Here is a 24,440-nt window from a genome sequence, read left to right on the forward strand (position 1 = left end):
GCAGGTGCACCGCTCTGTGGACTACGGTGGCGGCTGTGCGGTTGACCGAATTTCATGAAATGGTGCGCGAAGAGTTCGGGCAGGTACGAGGCGACTCGATGCTGATCGACCATGTACTCCAGAGTCTCGACGGAATGACTGCCGCGGAGGCCGTCGAAGCAGGCTGGGAGCCTCGCGAAGTGTGGCGTGCGCTCTGTGTGGAGTTCGACGTACCACCCGCCCGCCGCTGATTCTTCGGCGTGTCGAACGTCTCCCATCTTCTGTTCGAACACGTGTTCGTCTATGCTGAACCTGTTCGGTGGTGACGCTTCTTTGGTAACTGCGAACTTTCGATGTTCTACAAACGCGGTGACCTACAAACGCGGTGATCGACAAGCGCTAAAGCAAGATCGAAAAGTCTGTCGGTGGCCGGATCTACTCTGATCGCAACACACCAACAGGGTCGGCTCAGGCAGGCGCTGAAGAGACGGAGTCTGCTCAGGCAGGCACTGAAGACTGAAACAAGGATGGGGATCACGATGGCACCACAGGCACCTGATCGGGACAAGGCACTCGACCTCGCGTTGGCGCAGATCGACAAGAACTTCGGCAAGGGTTCGGTGATGCGCCTGGGTGAGGGTGTCCGCCAGCCCATCGCCGTCATTCCCACCGGTTCCATCGCGCTCGACGTCGCGCTGGGTATCGGCGGACTGCCGCGTGGCCGCGTCATCGAGATCTACGGCCCGGAGTCCTCGGGTAAGACCACCGTGGCACTGCACGCAGTTGCCAATGCTCAGGCCAACGGCGGCATCGCGGCGTTCATCGACGCGGAGCACGCACTCGATCCCGACTATGCAGCCAAGCTGGGCGTCGATACCGATGCACTCCTGGTCTCGCAGCCCGATACGGGTGAGCAGGCCCTCGAAATCACCGACATGCTGATCCGTTCAGGCGCCCTCGACATCGTCGTGATCGACTCCGTGGCCGCTCTTGTTCCTCGCGCCGAGATCGAAGGCGAGATGGGTGACAGCCACGTCGGTTTGCAGGCTCGACTGATGAGCCAGGCGCTGCGCAAGATCACCGGTGCCATGAACAACTCGGGCACCACCGTCATCTTCATCAACCAGCTTCGCGAGAAGATCGGTGTGATGTTCGGTTCTCCCGAAACCACCACCGGTGGTAAGGCACTGAAGTTCTACGCTTCGGTCCGCCTCGACATCCGTCGTATCGAAACTCTCAAGGACGGTACCGACGCAGTGGGTAACCGCACTCGCGTCAAGGTCGTCAAGAACAAGGTCGCGCCGCCGTTCAAGCAGGCCGAGTTCGACATTCTCTACGGCCAGGGCATCAGCAAGGAAGGCTCGCTCATCGACATGGGTGTCGAGCACGGGTTCATCCGCAAGTCCGGCTCCTGGTACACCTACGAAGGTGACCAGTTGGGTCAGGGCAAGGAAAATGCTCGTAAGTTCTTGCTGGAGAACACCGATATCCGTGACGAGATCGAGAAGAAGATCAAGGAAAAGCTCGGTATCGGTGCTGACGTCACTGCAACCGACGAAGCTCCCGCCGACTTCTGAGTTCAGTCATGAGCTTCGACGACGGTGACAACGGCGAGAATGCTCGTGAAGAGTACGGCGCTCCTCGGCGTCGATCCCGTCAACGATCCGAGAAGCCGTCGCAACGCGCAGAAGGTGGGACGGAGGCGCAGGCCAAAGATGCTTGCCTGCGCCTCCTGACCGACCGGGCGCGCAGTCGTTCCGAGCTGGAAACCAAGCTGAGCGGACGCGGCTTCGAGCCCGAGATCATTGCCAAGGTCCTCGATCGACTCCAGGAAATCGGGTTGATCGACGACGCGGACTTCGCGAACCAGTGGGTTCATTCGCGGCATACGTACTCGGGCAAGGGAAAGCGTGCGCTTGCAGTCGAGTTGCGGCTCAAAGGAATCGACCAGGACACCGCTTCCGAAGCGTTGTCACAGATCGATCCGGAAGATGAACGCGAGCGAGCAGCGGAGCTGGTTCGGCGGAAGCTGAAGAACAAGCCCGTCGATGATCGCGACAAGGTCACGCGTCGACTGGTCTCGATGCTGGCACGCAAGGGATATTCAGCGGGGATGTCGTACGAGGTGGTCAAAGCCGAGATGGCGGCGGTCACCGACTCGTAGAGAAGTGCAGCATTCAGAACAACAGGGCGGGGGTACCACCGAAATTCGGTGGTACCCCCGCCCTGTTGTGTATTCGCGCTAACGCGGCTGGATTCGACTCACGGCTCCATCTGATTCACGGCTTGGTCAGGTCCATACCCGGAACCGAAACAGCTGGGTCGGCGGACGGAGTCGCGATGGGGCCCTTGCCCTTTCGCTTCCCGGACCGCAGGCGCTTCTCCACCTTGGTTGCCAGGAAGGTCAGAGCCGAGTTGAGAGCGATCATGATCGCTGCGACCACGATGAGCGCCGGCAGGAAGTTTCCGTAGAAGGTGCCGAGCTGTTGGGCCTGACGCACCAGCTCGACATACCCGATCAGGTAACCGAGGGCGGAGTCCTTCAACGCCACGACCATCTGTGAAATCAGGGCCGGGAGCATGGCGGTAACCGCCTGGGGGAGCAGGATCGTCACCATGATCTGCGTCTTGCGCATACCAAGTGCCTTGGCGGCCTCACTTTGCCCTCGTGGGAGTGAGTTGATTCCGGCACGGACGATCTCGGCGATCACAGAACCGTTGTACAGAGTCAGACCCACGACGACTGCCGCGAGTGCGAGGTACTTGGACTTGAAGACCTCGTATTCGGCGAACACCTGATACGAGAAGATCATCAGAATCAGAACCGGTACTGCTCGGAACAATTCGACGATGACGCCGCAAATCTTCCGAATGATGTTGTGCTCGGAGAGTCGGCCGATACCCAGTGCAGAACCGAGGATGAGCGCGAAGACGATGGACATCGCAGCCGCGATCAGCGTTCCTCGGATGCCGGGTATCAGATACGTTGTCCACGACGTGGATTCGAGGAACGGATCCCACTTCGCTGCTGTCAGCTGGCCCTTTTCGTCGAGTGCGCGGTAGATGACGTAACCGATTGCGACCATGAGTGCAGCGACGACAAGGGACGCGAATCGGTAGAGATTTCGCGCTCTCGGACCTGGCGCGTCGTAGAGGACTGTTGCGCGGTTGCTCATCGTGAAACCTCGAATCGCTTGCTCAGCTTGCCGAAGATCAAGCCCATGGGAAGTGTCAGGATCACGAAACCGACAGCGAAGATTCCACCGACGACAAAGATCGCCGCTTCGTTTTCGATCATCTTCTTCATCAGCGCTGACGCTTCGGATACGCCGATCACCGCGGCGATGGTCGAGTTCTTGGTCAGTGCGATCAGCACGCTACCCAGCGGTGCTGTGACCGCGCGAAATGCCTGAGGCAGGACGATCAGCCGAAGATTTTGTGCAAACGACAGACCGAGTGATCGGCCCGCTTCGGCCTGGCCGACCGGAACGGTATTGATTCCCGATCGAAGTGACTCACACACGAACGCGGCGGTGTAGACACTGAGGCCGAGTACGGCGAGTCGGAAGTTGTTGTCCACCAGAAAAGTCGGCGAATCCGACTTGGCGAGGTTGACTCCGAGCGTCTGCGAAAGACCGAACAGACAGAACAACAGAATCAGTGTGAGGGGGGTATTGCGGAACACGGTCACGTACGCGGCGCCCAGGAATCGGGCGACCGGGACCGGTGACACGCGCATCGCCGCGATCAGCACACCGATGATGACAGCGCCGATCGCGGAGAAAAATGTCAGCTGGATCGTGGTCCAGAAGGCTTCCAGAAGCTGGTCGCCGTACTTGCTCAGAAGGTTCACTTGCCGTCTCCCCAGATCACGGGATCTCCGTTGGTGGCGTCACGCGCTGCGGCTCCCGAAGTGGGAGCCGCAGCGAGATTGACGGTGAAAAAAGCAGGTCAGTAACGATCAACGGTGGGCGGCGCCGGGATGGGGTAGCCCGAAGCGCCAACGGTGTTGTTGAAGGCTTCTTCCCATGCGCCGGTGGAGATCATCTTCTCGATGGCGTCGTTGATCTTGCCTCGGGTCTCGGAATCGTCCTTGGCCAGGCCGACGCCGTAGTTTTCCGTTGTGAACGGTTCTCCGACGACCTTCAACTGGCCGGGGTACTGTGCGGCAAAACCAGCGAGGATGATGTCATCGGTGGTGACTGCGTCGACAGCGCCGTTGCGCAGTGCTTCGACACAAGCAGAGTAGGTGTCGAACTCCTGAAGTTGGACGTCAGGTACGGAGTCCTTGACCTTCTGAGCCGGAGTGGAGCCAGTCACCGAGCAGAGCTTCTTGCCGCCGCTGAGAGAATCGCGACCGGTGATGTCGGTGTTGTCGGAGCGAACGAGCAGCGATTGGCCGGCGATGAAGTACGGACCGGCAAAGCCGACCTTTTCCTTGCGTGCGTCGGTGATCGAGTAGGTGGCCACAATGTAGTCGACCTCGCCGTTCTGGATCAGGGTCTCGCGTTGGGCTGACGGTGATTCCTTGAAGGTGATTCCTTCGGGCTTCACGCCGAGTTCGTTGGCGATGTACCGGGCTACCTCGACGTCGAAGCCGGAGAACGTCCCGTCCGGATTGCGCTGACCGAGGCCGGGCTGATCGAACTTGATACCGACGGTGAGCGTTCCGTCGGCAGCACTCTGCGATGCGCTCTTTTCTTCTCCTCCACCACAAGCCGTGGCAGCGAACGCGATAGCCATGATTCCGATTCCGAAACGGACGGAGCGATTGATCTTCATGAAGATCCTCTCAGTTGTCGACATACAAACGGTGCAGTCGAGATGAACGGTGCAGCCGAGGTGAACGGTGCAGTCGAGCAAGTTGTCTTGTGGACGAGGACAGGACTGTCGGAGGGGACTGTGATCAGTGAGTGAGGATCTTGCCGAGGAAGTCCTTGGCCCGATCCGACTTCGGATGGGTGAAGAACTCTTCGGGCGTGGTGTCTTCGACGACCTGGCCGTCAGCCATGAACAGCACACGATCGCCGGCTTTGCGGGCGAATCCCATCTCGTGCGTGACCACGAGCATGGTCATGCCTTCCTTGGCGAGGGAAGTCATGACGTCGAGAACCTCGTTGACCATCTCGGGGTCGAGAGCGGAGGTGGGCTCGTCGAACAACATCACCTTCGGCTGCATCGCAAGAGCGCGAGCAATCGCGACACGCTGTTGCTGACCGCCGGAAAGCTGCGCCGGGTACTTGTCGGCCTGATTGGCGATACCGACGCGCTCGAGCAATGCCTGCGCCGTCTTCTTGGCTTCGTCCTTCTTCGCCTTGCGGACCTTCATCGGTGCGAGCATGACGTTCTCGAGGATCGTCTTGTGTGCGAACAGGTTGAAGGACTGAAAGACCATCCCGACGTCGGCACGAAGTGCGGCAAGTGCTTTGCCCTCCTCGGGGAGCGTCTTGCCGTCGACGGCGATGGTGCCCGAGTCGATGGGTTCCAGGCGATTGATGGTGCGGCACAGAGTCGACTTACCGGAGCCCGACGGACCGAGGACGATCACCACTTGGCCCTTGGGTACTTCGAGATTGACCTCTTGCAGGACGTGAAGTTCCCCGAAGTGTTTGTTCACCGAGGTCATCGAAATCATGGATGTGGAATCGCCGGAGGTGGTCGGCGTCGTCGCATCGTCGGCTTGGGTCATAAACGAGAACCTTAGGCGTAGTTTGCGTCGACGCCCGTGATTTCGCCATGGTTCTTGCCATATGTAATGGAAATTTTACTGTGACGACGTTTATGTCGCGTTTCGGCTGTTTATCAGGGCGTTATTACACGTCGTAGTGGACGTGAGCTAGGCTGAAGCGTGTCACTGATCGACGAAATGTCCCCTGCACTTCCGGAGCCGACTGCAGTTCCGGAGCCGACGGCGAAGTCTGTTCGCACCTACGAGGTGCGGACGTACGGCTGTCAGATGAACGTCCACGATTCCGAGCGACTGTCCGGTCTGCTCGAGGACGCCGGGTATTCGAAGGCGGAGACCGGAACCGATCCTGATCTTGTCGTCTTCAATACGTGTGCGGTCCGCGAGAACGCGGACAACAAGTTGTACGGCAACCTCAGCCAGCTCGCCCCGAACAAGGAGGCGAACCCCGACATGCAGATCGCGGTCGGCGGGTGCCTGGCGCAAAAGGATCGCGACACCGTCGTCAAGAAGGCGCCGTTCGTCGACGTCGTCTTCGGCACTCACAACATCGGCTCGCTTCCCGCGCTGCTCGACCGTGCGCGTCACAATCAGCGCGCCGAGGTCGAAATCCTCGACGCGCTCGAGGCGTTTCCCTCGACACTGCCAGCCAAACGCGAATCTGCTTATGCAGGTTGGGTTTCCATATCGGTGGGCTGCAACAACACGTGTACGTTCTGCATCGTTCCGGCCTTGCGTGGCAAGGAAGTGGATCGACGTCCCGGCGACATTCTGGCCGAGGTGCAGGCACTCGTCGACGAGGGTGTCTCGGAAGTAACCCTGCTCGGACAGAACGTCAATGCCTACGGCGTGTCGTTCGCCGATCCGGAACAACCGCGCGATCGCGGAGCCTTCGCCTCCCTCTTGAAGGCATGTGGACACATCGACGGCCTCGAACGGGTGAGGTTCACATCGCCGCACCCGGCAGAATTCACCGACGACGTCATCGAAGCGATGGCAACCACTCCCAACGTCTGCCCGCAGCTGCACATGCCGTTGCAGTCCGGTTCGGACAAGGTTCTCAAAGCGATGAAGCGCTCGTACCGCAAGTCGAAGTACCTCGGGATCATCGAGAAGGTGCGCGCCGCAATGCCGCACGCCGCCATCACCACGGACATCATCGTCGGGTTCCCGGGGGAGACGGAGGAGGATTTCGAGGAGACGCTGGACGTCGTGCGTAAGGCGCGATTCTCCAACGCCTACACCTTCCAGTACTCCAAGCGCCCGGGCACGCCGGCGGCGGAGATGGCCGATCAGCTTCCCAAAGAGGTTGTCCAGGAACGCTACATGCGATTGCTCGCCGTTCAGGAAGAAGTGAACATCGAGGAAAATCGCAAGCTCGTCGGCACCGAGGTCGAACTCTTGGTGGCAGCGGGGGAGGGTCGGAAGAACGCGGCGACTCAACGTCTCAGTGGTCGCGCGCGAGACGGCCGCCTGGTGCATTTCCGCCCCGAGGGAAACCTCGACGGCACAATCCGACCCGGTGACGTGGTGACGGTCGTCGTCACCCACGGAGCCCCTCATCACCTCGTGGCAGATGACGGAGTGCTCACGCACCGTCGGACCCGCGCCGGTGATTCGTTCGAAAAGGGCATCACACCCAAGACCCCGCCCATCGGCGTAGGTCTCGGACTACCGAAGATCGGTGCCCCGGCCCCACAACCCGTCCAGATGGGATGCAACACATGACCTCGCAACACGAGAACACGACACCACAGCCGGGCGACGACGCCTTCGAGGGCTACCGCAAGGATCTCGACGACGCGGAACGCAAGGTCGCGGGAGAAATCGATCCGGGTGTGCGCGCCATGGTTGTCGCGGTTGCGGTGCTCGTGCTTGTCGGCACCCTTGCACTGCCCCATGCGGGAGTTGCGAACGGCTGGGATGTGCTCGCGTACAACCAGGACGCGGAAACCGAACGGATTGCACTGTTCTCACGCTTGTTCGTGTGGTTCGTCGTCATCTTCGGCATCGGATTCTCGATGCTCGCGCTGGTCACGCGGCGTTGGAGTCTGGCCTGGGTCGCACTCGCCGGCAGTGCCGTGGCGAGCGCTCTCGGCATGATGGCCGTCTGGTCGCGTCAGACCATTCCCGCCGGTTTCAATGTGGCAGGACCGTCGATCGGGCTGATCATCGGATGGTTTGCCGTCGTGTTCTTGACGTTCCATTGGCTCAAGGTGGTCTGGACACGAACCAACATTCAGCTCGCTGCCGAGGAGCAACGCCGGATCGCTGCGGCCGAAGCCGAGAAGCATCAGGAATGGAACGTCGGCTGACACAGCAGGCCGTCCGTCCAAAGCACAAGACAACGCCGGCTGACTCCTTTCGGAGTCAGCCGGCGTTTTTGTTGTCTTTACAGCTCGTCGTCGATTACTCGTTGACGGCGCTTTCGGCAGCTTCGGCCCACTCACGCCACTGCTTGGCCTGAGCGAGAGCCTTCTCGGCGTCCTTTGTCTTGCCGGCAGCCTGAGCCTTGGCGGCCTGCTCCTCGAACTGGCTCACCCGCTCCTTGAACTGCGCGACCCGGGCAAGTGCTTCCGGATCGGTGCGACGCCACTCGGCGTCGACCGCGTCGCGCACCTTGGTTTCGATGGCCCGGAGCTTCGCTTCGAGTTCCTGCATTCGGTCGCGCGGCACCTTGCCGATCGCGTCCCACTTCTCCTGCAGGTCGCGAAGCGCTGCGCGGGCGTTCTCGAGTCCGTGTGCCGGATCGATGTTCGCATTGGCAGCGAGCAGCTCCTCTTTTGCAACCGCGTTCTGCTCGAATTCGGCATCGCGCTCGGATGCAGCAGCGTTGCGCGCGGCGAAGAACACATCCTGAGCGCCCTTGAAGCGCTTCCACAGGTTGTCGTCGGCCTCGCGCGGTGCGCGGCCGGCAGCCTTCCACTCGCTGAGCAGATCGCGGAATTCCCCGGCGGTCTGTCCCCATTCAGTGGAGGTCGACAGCTTCTCGGCGCGCTCGACCAGTTCTTCCTTCGTCGAACGGGCGCTCGCACGATCCCGGTCGAGTTCGGCGAAGTGGGCTCCACGTCGTCGGTTGAAGGACTCACGAGCCTTCGAGTAACGCTTCCACAGTGCGTCGTCGACCTTGCGGTCGATTCCGCGAATCGTCTTCCACTCGTCGAGAATCTCGCGCAGTCGATCACCCGCGGTCTTCCACTGGGTCGACTCCGAGCCGATCTGCTCGGCCTCGACTGCGAGGGCCTCCTTGCGGGCGGTGCTTGCCGCGCGCGACTGTTCCTTCTCTTCCTTCGCGTGCGCTGCGGCCTCGTCGGAACCGGCAACGATCACGTCGAGTCGGCGAGCCAAAGCGTCGAGGTCACCGATCACTGCAGCGGTCGAGAGGGATTCGGACAGAGCGATGGCGGCAGCCTTGGTCTTCTTGGCGTCTCCGGCGCCCGACGTCAGTCGCGCCTCGAGTAGCGAGACCTCGGTCGCGAGGTCGTCGTAGCGACGACCGAAATGGGCGAGGCCCTCGGTGGCGTCGCCGGCCTGCCACGAACCGATCTGACGTTCACCGTCAGCGGTCTTCACCCAGGCGGTTCCGTCTTCCTCGACGCGTCCGAACTTGCTGGGGTCGCTGGCCGGTGCGGCGGTGACGGCATGCGAGGCTGCTGGTCCGGGGCGAGGTGCTCCGGGGCGGGGCGCACCGGGGCGTGGTCCACCAGGTTTGGGAGCGCCGGGTTTGGGTGCTGCCGGGCTCGGGCTGGCCGAACTGCTGTCGGCGCCGGTGGTGGGTTCACTGTTCTCGGTCATCGGTCCTCGTCTCTGCCGCGCGTCACGGCTGCCTGATCGCATTCCTGGTTCCATTGAACCCGGTACTCACGTTCTCCGACTATTGAATCAGGTAAGAGGGTGTGAGGTCGCCACCTCGGGGTCGACTAGCGTGGCAACTGTGTTGACTTCCGCTGTTCTCGTCCCCTCGGCGCCGTTACTCGTGCCGGAATTGTCCGGTGATTCGGCCGAGTCCGCTCAGGTGCGCGCTACAGCGATAGCCGCCGTGCGCCGGCTCTCTCACGAGGCGGTTCACTGGGTGGGCGTCGGTGTCGGCCTCGAGAATGCAGGACCCAAGAATGCAGCAGGCGAACTCTGGCGATCGGGCGTCGGACGTGGGCAGATCGGTACGTTCGCTGGATTCGGCGCCGATGTCCGGACGTCACTGGACGCGGATGCGGCAGGCGAACCGGTGCCATCTCTCGAACTGTGCGCCCTTGTTGCCGGCTGGCTGCGTGGCCGAACAGACGTGGAGATAACCGTCGACATGCACGTCGTCAGTGCAAAGGCGTCGGCGAATGAATGTCGTGAATTCGGGCAGCAGCTGCGCAAGCAACTCGACAGCGACAACCGACCGCAAGGGCTTCTGATCGTTGCTGACGGTGCGTCCACGCTGACGGCAAAGGCGCCAGGAAGCTTCGACGAGCGCGCCGCGGGTGTGCAGTCGGCCATCGACGACGCCCTGACGGCCGGTGACCCGGAGGCGCTTCTTGCTCTCGATCCCCGGCTCTGCCGCAGTGTCGGAGCCCAGGGGCGCGCGGCGTGGCAGGTCCTGGCCGGTGTCTTTACGGGCTCGTCTCGGTCGGCCCATCCTCGCGCGACGGTCGACTACAGCGATGCGCCGTTCGGCGTCGGTTACCACGTCGGGACGTGGCGGCCGTGAACGTCCCTGAAGAACTTCGCCCGATCGCAGTTGTCGGTCCGACAGCGTCGGGAAAGTCCGATCTCGCGCTGGCACTGGCCGAGGAATTCGGCGGTGAAATCATCAACATCGACGCGATGCAGCTCTATCGCGGCATGGATATCGGGACCGCCAAACTGACGCCGGCCGAGCGTCGCGGGATTCCGCATCACCTGCTCGACGTTCTCGACGTGAAGGAGACCGCCACCGTCGCGCGTTATCAAAGCGACGCGATCGCGATCGCCGAGAATCTGATCGTGGCGGGCAAGGTTCCGGTGATCGTCGGCGGATCCATGATGTACGTCCAGTCTCTACTCGACGAATGGTCCTTTCCGGCAACGGATCCCGAAGTTCGTGCGAAGTGGGAGGCAGTGCTGGCCGACGGTGGGGTCGGTGCGGTGCATACGGCGCTGGTTGCTGCTGATCCGGTAGCAGCGGCGTCGATACTGCCGACGGACGGTCGGCGGATGGTTCGGGCGCTCGAGGTCGTCGAGCTGACAGGTCTGCCGTTCGCGGCCTCGGCGCCGCAGATCGGTGACCCTCGATGGGGAACCCGCATTCTCGGCGTGGATCGGGATACGGAAGAACTCGACGCCCGGATTCGGTTGCGAACAGAGCTGATGTTTTCAGACGGACTTGTCGACGAAGTTGCCGTGCTCGTCGAGCAAGGATTGCGTGATGGCGTCACCGCGCCGCGAGCCATCGGCTACGCACAGGTGCTCGCACATTTCGACGGTGAATACGATCTGGCCGAAGCACTCGAACGGACGTTCATCGGGACACGGCGCTATGTTCGCCGACAACGATCATGGTTCCGTCGTGACGCACGCGTGCACTGGCTCGACGGTGCCGATCCGGAGCTGCCCAACTCCGCCTTCGCTGCGCTCGCAGATCGCGGTCTGTAACACGATCGCGCCGATCAGCTATCTTACAGTTAGCTATTTCGCGATCGATCGGTTTCGCGAGCGATGAACTGGAGGTCAACGAGCATGACGCAGACCGCGGCGCATGCGCATCCGAAACGTCGACGCGCGGGTCGGCTACCGCTGGTTCTTCTGCTCGTCACATTTCTCACGGTCGGCGGGGTACTGATCTACTTTGCGGTGAGTGCGGCCGGGAAGCCCATCAGCGCACCTGTTCCCGAAGCGCCCTTCGACGTGGGAGCCCCAACCGATCCAGGGGCGACGTGGGCGCCTGCGCCAACGGATCTGCCGCCGAACATGCTCGCGATTCCCGATCTGGATGTGCGAGCCGACATCGTGACCAGTGGGTTCGGCGCCAACCGCGGAATGATCCTTCCGCATCCTGACAAGGTTTCGCATTTCACCAACGGCGTGCAGTTCGGATCTTCGGAGGGTACCAATCTTGTTGCCGGCCACGTCGACGACGGTGACCGCACGCACGGCGCCTTGTGGGCGCTGCACCAGATGAAGCCCGGAACACCGATCTATGTCAGTGACGACACCGGAACGATGTTCACCTATCACGCAGCGAGCCTGAAGTTGTACGAAAAGGTGGCTTTGCCTGCGGAGTTCTTCTCCGAATCCGGTGCGCCCAGGCTTGTCCTGGTGACCTGCGGCGGCGCAACCGTGCCCGACCCCTCGTTGCCGTCCGGCTTCACGTACGAACAGAACGTCGTGGTCACCGCGTCACCTGCGTAAGTCGCTCGGTAGGTCCGGATAGGATGGCGACCATGGATTTCAGTAAGGGCCACGGCACGCAGAACGACTTCGTTGTTCTCCCTGACCTCGACGTTCGGATCGATCTCGAGCCGGCGCGAGTTTCAGCGTTGTGTGATCGTCAGCGTGGCCTCGGCGCCGACGGCATCCTTCGTGTCGCCCGGGCAGGCGCACTTGCGGACGCGGGCGTGCTCGGTGCGCTGCCCGACGGCGTCGCTGCCGAAGACTGGTTCATGGACTACCGCAACAGCGACGGCTCCATCGCCGAGATGTGCGGAAACGGCGTTCGCGTATTCGCCCACTATCTCAAGGCCTCGAGCTTGGAGAGCAAGGACGAGTTCGTGGTCGGCAGCCGCGCCGGAGCGCGTCCGGTCGTGGTGCACGGCTACGACGCCACACATGGTGACGTGACTGTGGCGATGGGCCCGATCAAGGACCTCGGCACCAGTTCGGCAACAATCGACGGCCGCGTCTTCGCCGGCGTCGGCATCGACGTCGGTAATCCGCATTTGGCGTGTGTCGACGAGCACGTGACGGCAGAAGTTTTGAGTGCGCTCGATTTGAGTGTTTCTCCGGGCTTCGATCCCGGGTTCTTCCCGCACGGGGTCAACATCGAGATCGTGACGCCGATCCACGACGGTGGGGTCCACATGCGCGTACACGAGCGTGGTGTGGGCGAGACTCGTTCCTGCGGAACCGGAACGGTCGCAGCGGCGGCCGCGGCGCTGAGGTACGACGGCCGCGATGAAGGCTCGGTACTGGTGCGCGTGCTCGGCGGCGAGGTACAGGTCACCGTCGAAGGCGGCAAAGGGTCGTTGCGGGGGCCCTCGGTTCTGGTGGCGAACGGGACGATCAGCGATGCCTGGTGGCAATCGCTCGTGTGATATCGCCCGCGGGAAATACGCCTGCAGGAAATACGGATGCACCGTGGCCAGGTTTCGTGGGACCATGGATCTTGTATGACGAACACACATGAAAACGAAGAGTCCACCGCTCACGAGCAGTCCGAGTACGCGCAAGCCGAATACACGGCAGCGTCCGCATCGGGCAACCCGTCGACCGGTGAGATGCAACTCGCAGATCGCGGCGCCCTGCGCCGCGTGGCCGGTCTGTCGACCGAGCTCGAGGACGTCACCGAAGTCGAGTACCGCCAGCTTCGACTCGAAAGAGTTGTCCTGGTCGGCGTCTGGACGCAGGGAACTGCCGAGCAGGCCGAGGCGAGCATGACCGAGTTGGCCGCACTTGCCGAGACGGCCGGCTCCGAGGTCCTCGAAGGACTGGTTCAGCGTCGCGACAAACCTGACGCTGCCACCTACATCGGTTCGGGCAAGGCGCAGGAACTGCGCGAAGTTGTGCTGGCGACCGGTGCCGACACCGTCGTCTGCGACGGTGAGCTGACGCCGGCGCAGCTCACGGCGCTGGAGAAGATCGTCAAGGTCAAGGTCATCGACCGGACGGCCCTCATTCTCGACATCTTTGCTCAGCACGCCACTTCGCGTGAGGGTAAGGCGCAGGTCGCTTTTGCTCAGATGGAGTACATGCTCCCGCGTCTGCGTGGTTGGGGCGAGTCGATGTCGCGCCAGGCCGGTGGCCGTGCCGGCAGTAACGGCGGTGTGGGTCTGCGTGGTCCCGGTGAAACGAAAATCGAGACGGACCGCCGCCGTATTCGTGAGCGCATGGCAAAACTACGCCGCGAGATCAAGGGCATGAAGGCCGCTCGCGACACCAAGCGCACACGTCGATTGCAGAGCGACATCCCGTCGATCGCCATCGTCGGATACACCAACGCGGGCAAATCGAGTCTGCTCAATTCGCTCACCGGATCGGGTGTGCTCGTGGAGAACGCGTTGTTCGCCACCTTGGACCCGACCACTCGCCGCGCAGCACTCGACGACGGCCGCGAGTACGTTCTCACCGACACGGTCGGCTTCGTGCGACACCTGCCGACTCAGTTGGTCGAGGCATTCCGCTCGACTCTCGAGGAAGTGACCGACGCAGATCTGCTGCTGCACGTCGTCGACGGTTCGGATCCGTTGCCGACAGAACAGATCAAGGCTGTTCGGGAAGTCGTCACCGATGTTCTGCGCGAGACGGATTCGAAGGCTCCGCCGGAGTTGATCGTGGTCAACAAGATCGACGCGGCAGATCCGGTTACGTTGACGCAACTACGTGGTCTGTTGCCTGGTGCCGTGTTCGTCTCGGCGCGGACGGGTGAGGGAATCGCCGAACTAAGAGCACATCTCAGCGAGGTGCTGGTTCGGCCGGAGGTCGAGGTCGACGTGCTGGTGCCGTACACGCGCGGTGACTTGATGGCTCGAATCCACTCGGACGGAACGATTTTGGAATCGACTCACGAAGAGGCGGGAACGCGGGTGCACGCACGCGTGCCACAGATGTTGGCCTCGGCATTGGTCGAGTACGCACCTAGTGCGTAGTTTCGGGGCCGTGGTCGCGGTGATTGCTGCGACTACGGCAACCGCACTGCTTCCCGGAGCGCTCGCACAGGCGTCGTCGTTCGAACCGAGCGAGTTCGCCCCACTCTGTACGCCTACCGATCCTGCGCTCCAGGAGTTGTCGGGGATGGTCGTCGTCGACGATCGGATCTACGCGATGGGCGACGGCGGCAGTGACGACTTCGTATTCGAAATGGACCTGAACTGTGTTGTCCAGAAACAGATTCCGGTCCCGATAGATCCTTACGACGTCGAAGATCTTGCGGTGAGTGGGCGAACGCTCGTTCTGTCGGACACCGGTGACAACCTCCGGACCCGCGAAACAGTGGCGTTCATCACGATGGACCTCGATTCCGGTGACGGTACGTTGCACCGCCTCACGTACCCGGACGGTGCGCACGACACCGAGTCGATACTGCTAGATCCCGACGGCCATGTTTTTGTCGTGACCAAGGAATTGTTCGGCGAAAGCAGTGTCTACACACCGGTCGGGGATCAGAAACTGAGTGACTTGGCGCAGCCCGGCCCGACGCCGCTCGAGCGCGTCGGAGCCGTGTCCCTCGGACCGGAGAAGCCCGTGTCGGTGATGTTCACCGGGGGAGCGGTGTCGTCGGACGGTTCGGCGATCGCACTTCGGAGTTACTCCGACCTGTACCTGTACGAAGTCGTGGACGGCGGAATCGGCGCGACGCTCACCGGTACCGAACCGCTGCGGATCCCGCTCCCGAAGGAGCCTCAGGGTGAGGCGGTGGCATTCAACGATGCGGGCGATGTTCTGATCGGTTCTGAATCTGCCGGCGGAGCGTTGCCGCCGGTGTACGTGATGCGAGCGCTCGTGGACGCGACAGAAGCGACGGCTGACTCGTCTGACGGTTCGGTCGGTGTCGGGGTCGATCCGTGGACATTCGTGTGGGCCGGGTTGGTCGCGGCAGGATGTGCGATCGGGGGCGCGGCGTTCGTGAGATTTCGACGACGCCGCTGATTCCCAAATAATTCCACGAATTCGCAGACCGCCGGTAGATGTGGATACTGGAACGAATGCACGGGCATCAACTCCTGACGCGGCTCTCGCGTATGTCACTCGAGCACGGACACATCACCGCAGTGCTGCTCGTGGGTTCCGTCATCGTCGGCGTCGGCACGTTGCTTCTGCTTAGGTGGTTGCCGCGTAGGGCCGCGTTGGTTGCGCTAGGTCTGTCAGTGCTCGGATCAGCCACCGGTGCGACGTTCGTGTGGCTCAGCTTTCGGCCGCTGCCCGCGCAGCTACCGGCGTCGAATTTTGTCTGGATAGCGCTGGCGATGTTCGGAGTCATAGGCGCCGCACTCGTTCTCCTTCGGCGCCCAGGGCTTGCGCGTGGCCTTTCGGTGACGGCATTCGCCGGGCTGGCCGCGATCGTCGCAGTAGGTCAGGTCAACGCGCAGACCGGCACCTATCCCACACTCGGCTCACTGGTCGGGCACTGGCCGGTGGGCTCGGTCGAGAACGTTGCCTTCGATTCGCTCCCCGGGGCCGAACCTTGGGTACAACGGGGACTGCCCACCGAAACTCATTGGCAGGTTCCGGTGCGGATGCCGAGCAACGGTGTCGTGACGGAAGCGGCGATTCCAGGAAACGTTTCGGGATTCGACGCGAGGCCTGCGACGCTGTATCTCCCGCCGGCCTATCTTGCCGATCCGCGTGCCGAGTTGCCCGTACTGGTGTTGGTGGCGGGCGAGCCCGGCAGCCCCAGCGACTGGCTGGACAGTGGCCGGCTCGCGACCACCGTCGACGCCTATGCGTCGAGGCATTCAGGGCTTGCTCCCGTCGTGGTGGTGCCCGACGCGTTGGGGGACTACGACGCCAACCCCGGCTGCATGGATTCTGCGCTCGGCAACGTCGCGACGTATCTGGACCAGGACGTTCCGAACTGGATCGAATCGAACCTTCAAGTGAATCCGGACGCTGCGCAATGGGCTATCGGTGGGTTCTCCTACGGCGGGACATGCGCGATCGAGATGGCCGTGAACTTCCCGGACCGATACCCGTCGTTCCTGGACTTCTCCGGGCAGGACGAACCGTCGACCGGTGATCACGAGGACACCGTGGCGGCCATGTTCGACGGTGACGAAAGCGCGTTCGACGCGGTCAACGCCCGAGACCTGATGGCGCAGAATCGGTATCCGCAGTTGTCGGGTGTATTTGTCGCGGGTGAGGACGACGACATCTACCGCCCTCAGCAGGAGATCATGTTCGAGGCTGCACGCGCCGCCGACATGAACGTGGACTACTACACCCTTCCCGGCGGGCACTCGGGTGATGTGTGGGGCACTGCTCTGGAACTCGAAATGGACTGGCTGGGCCGGACACTCGCACTGACTCCGTGAGAGTGTCCGGCCCGCTACACAGCACCGACTGACATCAGGTCAGGCGTCGAGATCAGCGGCTACCAGCTCGGCGACCTTGGCGAGTGCGTCGGCGTCGTCGGACTCGATGGTTACTTCGGTGTCCTTGGCGGCTCCGAGCGTCATGATCATCAGTGCCGAACCTGCATCCACCGGTTCGCCGTCGGCGACTGCGAGGGTGACCGTGGCGCCGGAGGCTCCGACTGCTTCGGCGATGAGAGCGGCGGGGCGGGCGTGGAGGCCGACTGCGGAACCGACGGCAACTGTCTTGCTGGGCATGGGATCTCCTCGTTGTAGAACTGTCGTTGCGGACGTTATGGGGTGTTCGGGCAGATCTGGTGACTCAGGTGGTGACTGCAGTGTTGCCTGCTGTCGATCATGCCGCAGCGGGCACGATTTCGGGGTCGAGTTCGGCATCGGACGGCCCCTTGCGGAAGAACTCCTTGGCTCCGACGACGGCGAGCGCAGCTACCACGGTTCCCGCGGCGAGCGAGACCAGGAACCAGCCGATTCCGCCGACTGCGAAGAAGACGAAGATCCCGCCGTGCGGGGCGCTGAGAGTGACGTCGAAAGCCATGATCAGTGCGCCGGTGACCGCGCCGCCCGCCATCATCGAGGGGATCACGCGAAGCGGGTCGGCAGCGGCGAACGGAATCGCGCCCTCGGAGATGAATGCCGAACCCAGCAACCAGGCAGCCTTTCCGTTCTCCCGTTCGGCTTCGCTGAAGAGCTTGGGACGCAGCACCGTCGAGGCAAGTGCCATGGCAAGCGGCGGAACCATACCGGCAGCCATGACAGCCGCCATGATGCGCAAAGTGGCCGGGTCGTTGACGTTGAGTCCGGCGACGGCGAAGGCGTAAGCCGCCTTGTTGACCGGTCCACCGAGGTCGAAGCACATCATCAGGCCGAGAATGATGCCGAGGAAGATGGCCGAGCTGCCGGACAGTCCGTTGAGCCAGTCGGTGAGACCGGAGGTGATCGCGGCGAGCGGACGCCCGAGGACGATGAACATCAGTGCTCCGACGACCAGCGTCGCGAACAGCGGGATGATCACCACCGGCATCAGGCCTCGCAGCCACTGCGGGACGGCGATCCGGCCGATGTAGAGCGCGACGACACCGGCGATGAGACCACCGACCAAGCCGCCGATGAAACCGGCACCGACGAACACGGCGACCGCGCCGGCTGTGAAGCCGGGAGCGATGCCAGGCCGGTCGGCGATGGCGAAGGCGATGTAGCCGGCCAACGCGGGCACCAGGAAGCTGAATGCCAACGAACCGATCTGGAACAGCACTGCGCCGAGATAGGTGGCCAGACCACCGTCGGGAAGGTTGGTGATCGAGTTGTTGAGAACGATGTCCTTGGCCGGACCGGAGATCTCGTATCCGCCGAGCAGGAAGCCGAGTGCGATCAGCAGACCGCCGGCCGCGACGAACGGGATCATGTAGCTGACACCGGTCAGGAGGACCTGACGGAGGTGGGTGCCGAACCCTACGGAACCGGCATCGGAATCCGCGGCCGCTGCCGCGGTGCCGTCAACGGTGGCGGCGGCGGGATTCTCGGAGGCGCGCAACGCTTCTGCGAGCATCTTGTCCGGCTCGTTGATTGCCCGCTTCACACCGGAAGCGACGACGGGCTTACCGGCGAATCGTTCGCGGCCCTTCACGCCGACGTCGGTGGCGAAGATGACCGCGGCGGCTCCGGCGATCACCGAAGGGTCAAGGGGGGTGCTTCCGCTCGAACCTTGGGTTTCGACGTGCACCTTGACGCCGGCGCGTTCACCCGCGGCGACGAGTGAGTCCGCCGCCATGTAGGTGTGAGCGATTCCGGTCGGGCAGGCGGTGACCGCGACGATGTGACGCTCCGCGGGCGCTGGTGCCGGGGTCTCCTCGGTAGCGTGTTTCCCGGTGGAAACAGGTGCCGGGGGTGTCGCTGCCGCGGCCTTTGCTGCAGGATCCTTCGGCGCGGGATTTAGTACCTCGTCGACCAGTCTCACGATCTCGTCCGGCGTCGACGCTTCACGAAGTGACGTGACGAACGCGGGCCTGACGAGTGCTCGGGCCAAGGAGGAGAGCAGCTTCATGTGCTCGGCCCCGGCGCCTTCGGGTGCCGCGATCAGGAAGACCAGATCGGCGGGGCCGTCGGGTGCACCGAAGTCGACCTTCGGATCGAGTCGAGCAAACCCCAGGGACGCGGACGAGACAGCCTCGGCGCGGCAGTGGGGAATTGCGATTCCGCCGGGCAGTCCGGTCGCGGACTGCGCTTCGCGAGCGAGTGCGGCATCGACCAATCCCGCGGCGTCGCTCGCCCGTCCCGCTGCAGTCAATCGCGCTGCGAGAGAACGAATGACATCTTCCTTGGTCGAACCCAGGTCGGTGTCGAGTGAGATCAGTTCGGGACTGATGATCTCCGGGCCGGAACTGCCGGCTGCGGTGGTATCGGACATGTCAGGTTCCTTAGGGCGTCAGGCGAGTTCGGTGGGGACGGGGATGGGAGAGGCGGCATCTGCTGCAGATACCGAAACCGCTGCCAGATCGATCTGTTCGGGTGTGGGAAGGGTTGTGCCGGGAAGGGAGGCAGCGGCGCTTCCGTAGGCGACCGCGTGACGTAGCCGCTCGGATTCCGAGCCGCCGCCCGCTTCGGCGAGGATGTAGCCGGCCAGCGACGAATCGCCTGCGCCGACGGTACTGACTGCGACAATCGGGGGAGCGGTGGCGATCCACGCGCCGTCGGCCGTGACGAGGACGGCACCGGCTGCGCCGAGCGTGGCGAGCACGCTGCCGACGCCGCGATCGACCAATCGCTGCGCCGCCGTGATTGCAGGCCCGGGATCACCGTTCTCGGCAGCACGTTCGAGGACGTGGCCGTCGACGCCGGTCAGTTGCGCGAGTTCCTCGCCGTTGGGTTTGAGCAGATCAGGTGCCGAGCCGGGGAAGCCTTCGGCGAGTGCCGTCAGTGGGGCGTCCGAGGTGTCGACCGCCACCTTGCACGGGTGATCGCGCAGCGCCGCGACAAGTTCGCCGTACCACCCCAGAGGAACGCCGGGAGGCAGTGAGCCGGACAGCGCGAACCACAGTGCGGTATCGGCGCGGGCGATCAACTCCTGTGCCAGGGCGTCGAGAGTCGAACCGGACAGCGTTGCGCCGGGTTCGTTGATCTTCGTCGTGGTCCCGTCCGGTTCGGCGATGGTGATGTTGGTGCGAGCCGGACCCGTTGTGGCGACGCCGATGTGGGGAATCCCACCGGCTGCGAGCGCCGAGAGCAACGGATCGCCACCATTTCCCGGTAGAACGGCGAGCACGTCGAGGTCGGCTGCGGCGAGAACACGCGCGACGTTGACCCCCTTGCCGCCGGGGTCGCTGCGAGTGGAGTGGGCGCGTAGGACGGAGCCTCGTTCGAGCCGTTGCTCGAGTTGTACGGTCCGATCGATACTCGGGTTGGCTGTCAGTGTGACGATCATGCGATCACCACCTCGATTCCGTGGTCGTGGAACTCGGATGTGTCTGTGGGACTGATCTCTTCGTCGGTTATGAGGACGTCGATGCTGTCGAGTGGCGCGAAGCTGATCAAGTGCTCGCGGCCGACTTTGCTGGAATCGGCCACCACGACAACGTGATTGGCGGCCTTGACCATCGCTCGTTTGACGGCGGCCTCCTCGCTGTCCGGGGTGGAGAGTCCGTGCCCGACGCTGATCGCGTTGGTTCCGACGAAGGCGACGTCGACCCGCAACGTGCTCAGCAGGCGTAGAGCGTCCTCGCCGACCGCGGCTTGCGTCACCCCGCGTACTCGTCCGCCGAGCAGGATCAGGGAAATCGAGTTCATCGATGCCAGTCGTGCGCCGATCGGCACGGAATTGGTCACGGCCGTGAAGTCGTTCTCGGTCGGTAGTTCGGGGATCATGCGGCCCGTGGTCGTGCCCGCGTCGAAGATGACGCTGCCGCCGGTAGGAGGGAGATAGGTGACCGCGCAGCGGGCGATCCGGTCTTTCTGTTGCGCGCGGGTCTGATCGCGTTCCGCCATGCCCGGTTCGGTCACGTGGAGGGATCCGGTCGGAACGGCGCCGCCGTGTACACGCCTGATCTGTCCGATCCGCTCGAGGAAGGCCAGATCGCGACGCACGGTCTCGGTGGTCACACCGAAGGTTTCCGACAGCGCCGCCACGGACATGCGTCCGCGCTGCGACACCATGGTGCCGATCGCTTGTTGGCGTTCTTCCGCGTACACGTGCTCTCCGATTCCGAAATGTGATCCGACGGTGCGTTGTGGATCACAGTGAATGTTGCTTTATGTTGTTTTACGCCCGAGTGTGTTGACATGTCAAGACTTGGGAGTAATCTTCGTCACAACAAAGGTGAGGGCTTTACGCGCTCGAGGTGATCCGGTGTGACACCGGGCCCATCGCTCAAGGAGGACAGATGACCGAACAGCTCAACCGAATCACCGTGCACGGCACCCCCGTCGTGCCCGGAATTGCCTACGGCCCGGCTATCTGGCCGTCCAGCCGACCAGAACTCGTCACCGATGCACCGGCCCTCGACGAGGCCGATCGAGAGGCAGCTGCAGACGCCTTCGTCGCAGCAGCGAAGGCGGTCGAGAACCGCCTTCTCGGACGGGCTGCCGAAGCCACAGGCGCGGCCGCCGAGGTCTTGCAGGCCAACGCGGCGATGGCAGCTGATCGTGGCTGGATCGGGGCGGCCAAGAAGTCGATCGCCGGCGGAGTGCCCCCGGTGCAGGCTGCGATCGCGGCGACGGAGCAGTTCGTGGTGCTGTTCACCAAGGTCGGCGGTGTGATGGCCGAGCGCGTCACCGATCTCGAGGACATCCGCGACCGCGTGATCGCCGAACTCTCCGGATTGCCCGAACCCGGAGTTCCGATGCCCGAGACGCCGTCGGTGCTGTGCGCGGACGATCTGGCTCCTGCGGACACCGCGGGCCTCGATGCAACCAAGATCATCGGACTCGTGACCATCTTCGGCGGCCCGACCAGCCACACGGCAATCATCGCGAGGCAGTTGGGCATCCCGTGCATCGTGGCTGCGAAGGAATTGGAATCCATCGCGGCCGGAACACCGATTCTGATCGACGGAACCACCGGCGACGTGATCGCGGAGCCGGATCCCGAACAGGCGCGCGAACTGGTCGAACAATCCCGGATCGATCGCGAACGCGTCAGCACGTGGACCGGACCAGGCCGGACGTCGGACGGTCGGCCGGTAGACGTTCTCGCCAATGTTCAAGACGGCGCGGGCGCTCGCGCCGCGGCGTTGACCGCAGCGGGAGGCATCGGGCTCTTCCGGACCGAACTCTGCTTCCTCGGCCGTGAGACCGAACCGACCGTAGACGAGCAGGCGGCGATCTACGCCGAAGTTCTCGAGGCCTTCGCAGACAAGAAGGTCATTATTCGCACGTTGGACGCGGGTTCGGACAAGCCGCTCAAATTCGCCAACCACCAAGAGGAAGCTAATCCGGCCCTCGGCGTTCGTGGGGTGCGAATCGCCTGGCAGGACATGGGGATTCTCGACCGCCAGCTCGACGCGATCGCCGCAGCAGCGGCGTCGACCAACTCGTCCCCGTGGGTCATGGCACCGATGATCGCCACCCCGGCCGAGGCGAAACGCTTTGCCGATGCGGTGCGGGCACGCGATCTCGTTCCCGGAGTCATGGTGGAGATCCCGGCGGCGGCGCTGCTGGCCGACCAGATTCTCGAACACGTCGAATTCCTCTCGATCGGTACCAACGACCTCGCTCAGTACACGATGGCCGCTGATCGGATGTCCTCCGAACTCGCCGACCTGACCGATCCATGGCAGCCCGCGGTGCTCGCCCTTGTCGCACGTACGGCCCAGGCCGGTCAGGCGGCAGGCAAGCGTGTCGGCGTCTGCGGTGAGGCGGCCGCCGATCCACTGTTGGCCTGCGTACTTGCCGGTCTCGGCGTTTCCTCGCTGTCGTGCGCTGCGGCATCGGTAGCGGGTGTGGGAGCGAAGGTCGGGTCAGTCACCATGGCGCAATGTGAGGCGGCTGCGGCGGCCGTGCTGGCAACCGGTGATCCCGTGGCAGCGCGCAAAGCGGCGGCTGACGCAATCAGCTGAACTGGTTTCGTTGGTCTCGGTCGGAGACCGAGCGCCTGACCTCTAGTATTTCGACCTGTGATCGAACGAGAAACAATGACCGGGACCGGCGGAATCGGCTGGACTGTCCACGGAGACGGCAAGCGGATCGCCGACGGCGCCGTCGTGGCGCCGGACGAACGACTGAGTTGGCCGCGCACCATCGGGATCGGGATGCAGCACGTCATCGCGATGTTCGGAGCGACACTGCTCGTTCCGACCATCACCGGCTTTCCCGTCACGACGACGCTGTTGTTCTCGGGTATCGGCACGGCACTGTTCCTGCTCATCACCCGGGGCCGGATCCCCAGCTATCTCGGTTCGTCCTTCGCGTTCATCGCGCCGCTGACAGCGTCAGCAGGGTCAGGCCCGGCCGCGCAGCTCGGTGCCGTCATGGCCGTGGGCATCGTGTTGATGTTGATCGGCGTCGCCGTACGTCTGATCGGCAGCCGGGTCATCGACGCCGTCATGCCGCCGGTAGTGACAGGCGCCGTCGTCGCGCTGATCGGTCTCAACCTCGCTCCGACGGCGGTCGGTTCCTTCGAATCGCAGCCGCTGATCGCCACGGTCACGCTCGTTTCGATCCTGCTGGTCACGGTCGTCGGTCCCGGGCTGCTCGGCCGGTTGGGCATTCTGGTCGGGGTCGTGATCGGCTGGGTCTTCGCCGCGGTCATCGGTGGTCTCGACAGTGAACGAGTGTCCGCTCTGCGCGAAGCCGACTGGTTCGGGCTGCCGAGTCTGCACGGACCGTCGTTCGACTGGTCGGTGATCGTGCTCGCGCTGCCCGTGGTGATCGTTCTGGTCGCCGAGAACGTCGGACATGTCAAAGCGGTGTCCGCCATGACTGGTAAGTCCCTCGATGATCTGGCCGGCAATGCGCTGTTTGCAGACGGTCTCGCCACGACCTTGGCGGGCGCCGGCGGCGGATCCGGAACCACCACGTATGCCGAGAACATCGGGGTCATGGCAGCGACGCGTGTGTACTCGACCGCGGCGTACTGGGTAGCGGCCGCCACCGCCGTGATCCTGGCATTTTCGCCCAAATTCGGTGCACTGGTCTTCACGGTTCCGAACGGCGTCATCGGCGGTGCGACGATGGTTCTCTACGGACTCATCGGCATTCTCGGTGTGCGCATCTGGATGGAAGCGAAGGTGGACTTCACCGATCCGGTCAACCTGACCGTCGCCGCTGCCGCACTGGTTGCCGGCATCGGGAACCTGACGCTGACCATTGGTTCGGTCGAGCTGGGCGGCATCGCTTGGGGGTCGATCGGCATCCTGGTCGCCTACCCGATCATGCGATACCTCGCCAAATTCCGTACTTCGAGTAACAGATAACCGCTACAGTCACGAATCGTGATCGTTCGGGTCATCGACGGGTATCGCAACAGGTTCTACCGTCGGAGGCAGTGACGTGGGCCCGCGAACTTCGGCGTGCCC

23 protein-coding genes are annotated in these 24,440 nt (G+C 63.3%); 14 read left to right on the forward strand and 9 right to left on the reverse strand.

All coding sequences use genetic code 11. The features are described 5' to 3' along the window. The first annotated feature begins 35 nt into the window (after positions 1-35). The 3 genes from ACN50D_RS03430 to recX all read left to right on the forward strand — a co-directional run bounded on the left by ACN50D_RS03430 (position 36) and on the right by recX (position 2,143). Positions 36-230 carry a DUF3046 domain-containing protein gene (locus tag ACN50D_RS03430; RefSeq protein WP_003942185.1) on the forward strand — a complete coding sequence of 65 codons (195 nt, stop codon included), beginning with the start codon at positions 36-38 and terminating at the stop codon, positions 228-230. Positions 231-518: 288 nt separating this feature from the next. Continuing rightward, entirely contained in the window at positions 519-1,556 is a 1,038-nt protein-coding gene (gene recA, locus ACN50D_RS03435) for a recombinase RecA (protein WP_007735170.1), read from the forward strand. 8 nt (positions 1,557-1,564) lie between these two features. Then, complete coding sequence (recX, locus tag ACN50D_RS03440; RefSeq protein ID WP_054825713.1) at positions 1,565-2,143, forward strand: recombination regulator RecX; 579 nt, start codon at positions 1,565-1,567, stop codon at positions 2,141-2,143. Between the two features lie 115 nt (positions 2,144-2,258). Here the strand turns inward: recX and ACN50D_RS03445 are convergent, their stop codons facing one another. The 4 genes from ACN50D_RS03445 to gluA form a co-directional block, all read right to left on the reverse strand. Further along, positions 2,259-3,155, reverse strand: coding sequence for an amino acid ABC transporter permease (locus ACN50D_RS03445; protein ID WP_003942215.1), 897 nt, complete (start codon positions 3,153-3,155; stop codon positions 2,259-2,261). Continuing rightward, complete coding sequence (locus ACN50D_RS03450; RefSeq protein ID WP_003942105.1) at positions 3,152-3,832, reverse strand: amino acid ABC transporter permease; 681 nt, start codon at positions 3,830-3,832, stop codon at positions 3,152-3,154. The genes ACN50D_RS03445 and ACN50D_RS03450 overlap by 4 nt, the downstream gene beginning before the upstream one ends. Before the next feature lie 98 nt (positions 3,833-3,930). Beyond that, positions 3,931-4,761 carry a glutamate ABC transporter substrate-binding protein gene (locus tag ACN50D_RS03455; RefSeq protein ID WP_003942146.1) on the reverse strand — a complete coding sequence of 277 codons (831 nt, stop codon included), beginning with the start codon at positions 4,759-4,761 and terminating at the stop codon, positions 3,931-3,933. 124 nt (positions 4,762-4,885) lie between these two features. Further along, positions 4,886-5,614: a glutamate ABC transporter ATP-binding protein GluA gene (gene gluA, locus ACN50D_RS03460; RefSeq protein ID WP_007735175.1), complete on the reverse strand. Its 729-nt coding sequence runs from the start codon at positions 5,612-5,614 to the stop codon at positions 4,886-4,888. A gap of 231 nt (positions 5,615-5,845) precedes the next feature. On the opposite strand from gluA, the gene miaB reads away from it, so the two are divergent. Both miaB and ACN50D_RS03470 read left to right on the forward strand, forming a co-directional pair. Next, entirely contained in the window at positions 5,846-7,393 is a 1,548-nt protein-coding gene (miaB, locus tag ACN50D_RS03465; protein WP_211920589.1) for a tRNA (N6-isopentenyl adenosine(37)-C2)-methylthiotransferase MiaB, read from the forward strand. Further along, positions 7,390-7,980, forward strand: a complete 591-nt coding sequence (locus ACN50D_RS03470) for a hypothetical protein (RefSeq protein ID WP_003942155.1) — start codon at positions 7,390-7,392, stop codon at positions 7,978-7,980. The genes miaB and ACN50D_RS03470 overlap by 4 nt, the downstream gene beginning before the upstream one ends. 94 nt (positions 7,981-8,074) lie before the next feature. On the opposite strand, the gene ACN50D_RS03475 is transcribed toward ACN50D_RS03470, so the two are convergent. Beyond that, positions 8,075-9,460 carry a DUF349 domain-containing protein gene (locus tag ACN50D_RS03475; RefSeq protein ID WP_003942193.1) on the reverse strand — a complete coding sequence of 462 codons (1,386 nt, stop codon included), beginning with the start codon at positions 9,458-9,460 and terminating at the stop codon, positions 8,075-8,077. Positions 9,461-9,599: 139 nt separating this feature from the next. Here ACN50D_RS03475 and ACN50D_RS03480 point away from each other — a divergent pair, with 139 nt between their 5' ends. From ACN50D_RS03480 to ACN50D_RS03510, 7 genes are all read left to right on the forward strand, one after another. Then, positions 9,600-10,361: a class III extradiol dioxygenase subunit B-like domain-containing protein gene (locus ACN50D_RS03480; protein WP_211920277.1), complete on the forward strand. Its 762-nt coding sequence runs from the start codon at positions 9,600-9,602 to the stop codon at positions 10,359-10,361. Further along, positions 10,349-11,284 (forward strand): tRNA (adenosine(37)-N6)-dimethylallyltransferase MiaA, encoded by a 936-nt coding sequence (gene miaA / locus ACN50D_RS03485; protein WP_042450669.1) that lies wholly within the window; start codon positions 10,349-10,351, stop codon positions 11,282-11,284. The genes ACN50D_RS03480 and miaA overlap by 13 nt, the downstream gene beginning before the upstream one ends. Positions 11,285-11,368: 84 nt before the next feature. Then, positions 11,369-12,040: a class F sortase gene (locus ACN50D_RS03490; RefSeq protein ID WP_054826587.1), complete on the forward strand. Its 672-nt coding sequence runs from the start codon at positions 11,369-11,371 to the stop codon at positions 12,038-12,040. 32 nt (positions 12,041-12,072) lie between these two features. After that, positions 12,073-12,942 carry a diaminopimelate epimerase gene (gene dapF / locus ACN50D_RS03495; protein WP_211920275.1) on the forward strand — a complete coding sequence of 290 codons (870 nt, stop codon included), beginning with the start codon at positions 12,073-12,075 and terminating at the stop codon, positions 12,940-12,942. Between the two features lie 75 nt (positions 12,943-13,017). After that, complete coding sequence (hflX, locus tag ACN50D_RS03500; protein ID WP_003942213.1) at positions 13,018-14,493, forward strand: GTPase HflX; 1,476 nt, start codon at positions 13,018-13,020, stop codon at positions 14,491-14,493. A 10-nt stretch (positions 14,494-14,503) separates the two neighbouring features. Next, entirely contained in the window at positions 14,504-15,493 is a 990-nt protein-coding gene (locus ACN50D_RS03505) for a hypothetical protein (RefSeq protein ID WP_232508937.1), read from the forward strand. A 56-nt stretch (positions 15,494-15,549) separates the two neighbouring features. Continuing rightward, positions 15,550-16,875 carry an alpha/beta hydrolase gene (locus tag ACN50D_RS03510; RefSeq protein ID WP_241199161.1) on the forward strand — a complete coding sequence of 442 codons (1,326 nt, stop codon included), beginning with the start codon at positions 15,550-15,552 and terminating at the stop codon, positions 16,873-16,875. A gap of 39 nt (positions 16,876-16,914) precedes the next feature. Here ACN50D_RS03510 and ACN50D_RS03515 read toward each other — a convergent pair whose 3' ends face one another. The 4 genes from ACN50D_RS03515 to ACN50D_RS03530 all read right to left on the reverse strand — a co-directional run bounded on the left by ACN50D_RS03515 (position 16,915) and on the right by ACN50D_RS03530 (position 21,117). Beyond that, positions 16,915-17,172 (reverse strand): HPr family phosphocarrier protein, encoded by a 258-nt coding sequence (locus ACN50D_RS03515; RefSeq protein ID WP_003942144.1) that lies wholly within the window; start codon positions 17,170-17,172, stop codon positions 16,915-16,917. Positions 17,173-17,269: 97 nt separating this feature from the next. Beyond that, positions 17,270-19,339, reverse strand: coding sequence for a PTS fructose transporter subunit IIABC (locus ACN50D_RS03520; RefSeq protein ID WP_050655799.1), 2,070 nt, complete (start codon positions 19,337-19,339; stop codon positions 17,270-17,272). An 18-nt stretch (positions 19,340-19,357) separates the two neighbouring features. Then, positions 19,358-20,353, reverse strand: coding sequence for a 1-phosphofructokinase family hexose kinase (locus tag ACN50D_RS03525; protein ID WP_007735190.1), 996 nt, complete (start codon positions 20,351-20,353; stop codon positions 19,358-19,360). After that, complete coding sequence (locus ACN50D_RS03530) at positions 20,350-21,117, reverse strand: DeoR/GlpR family DNA-binding transcription regulator (RefSeq protein ID WP_003942134.1); 768 nt, start codon at positions 21,115-21,117, stop codon at positions 20,350-20,352. Before ACN50D_RS03530 ends, ACN50D_RS03525 begins: the two co-directional genes overlap by 4 nt. A gap of 191 nt (positions 21,118-21,308) precedes the next feature. Between ACN50D_RS03530 and ACN50D_RS03535 the strand changes: the two genes are divergently transcribed. Next, complete coding sequence (locus ACN50D_RS03535) at positions 21,309-22,982, forward strand: putative PEP-binding protein (RefSeq protein ID WP_211920273.1); 1,674 nt, start codon at positions 21,309-21,311, stop codon at positions 22,980-22,982. Between the two features lie 75 nt (positions 22,983-23,057). Then, positions 23,058-24,338 carry a uracil-xanthine permease family protein gene (locus tag ACN50D_RS03540; RefSeq protein ID WP_003942232.1) on the forward strand — a complete coding sequence of 427 codons (1,281 nt, stop codon included), beginning with the start codon at positions 23,058-23,060 and terminating at the stop codon, positions 24,336-24,338. Positions 24,339-24,440: the final 102 nt, after the last annotated feature.

It is taken from the genome of Rhodococcus sp. SB1D (assembly GCF_048573875.1).
Classification (GTDB): domain Bacteria; phylum Actinomycetota; class Actinomycetes; order Mycobacteriales; family Mycobacteriaceae; genus Rhodococcus_F; species Rhodococcus_F qingshengii.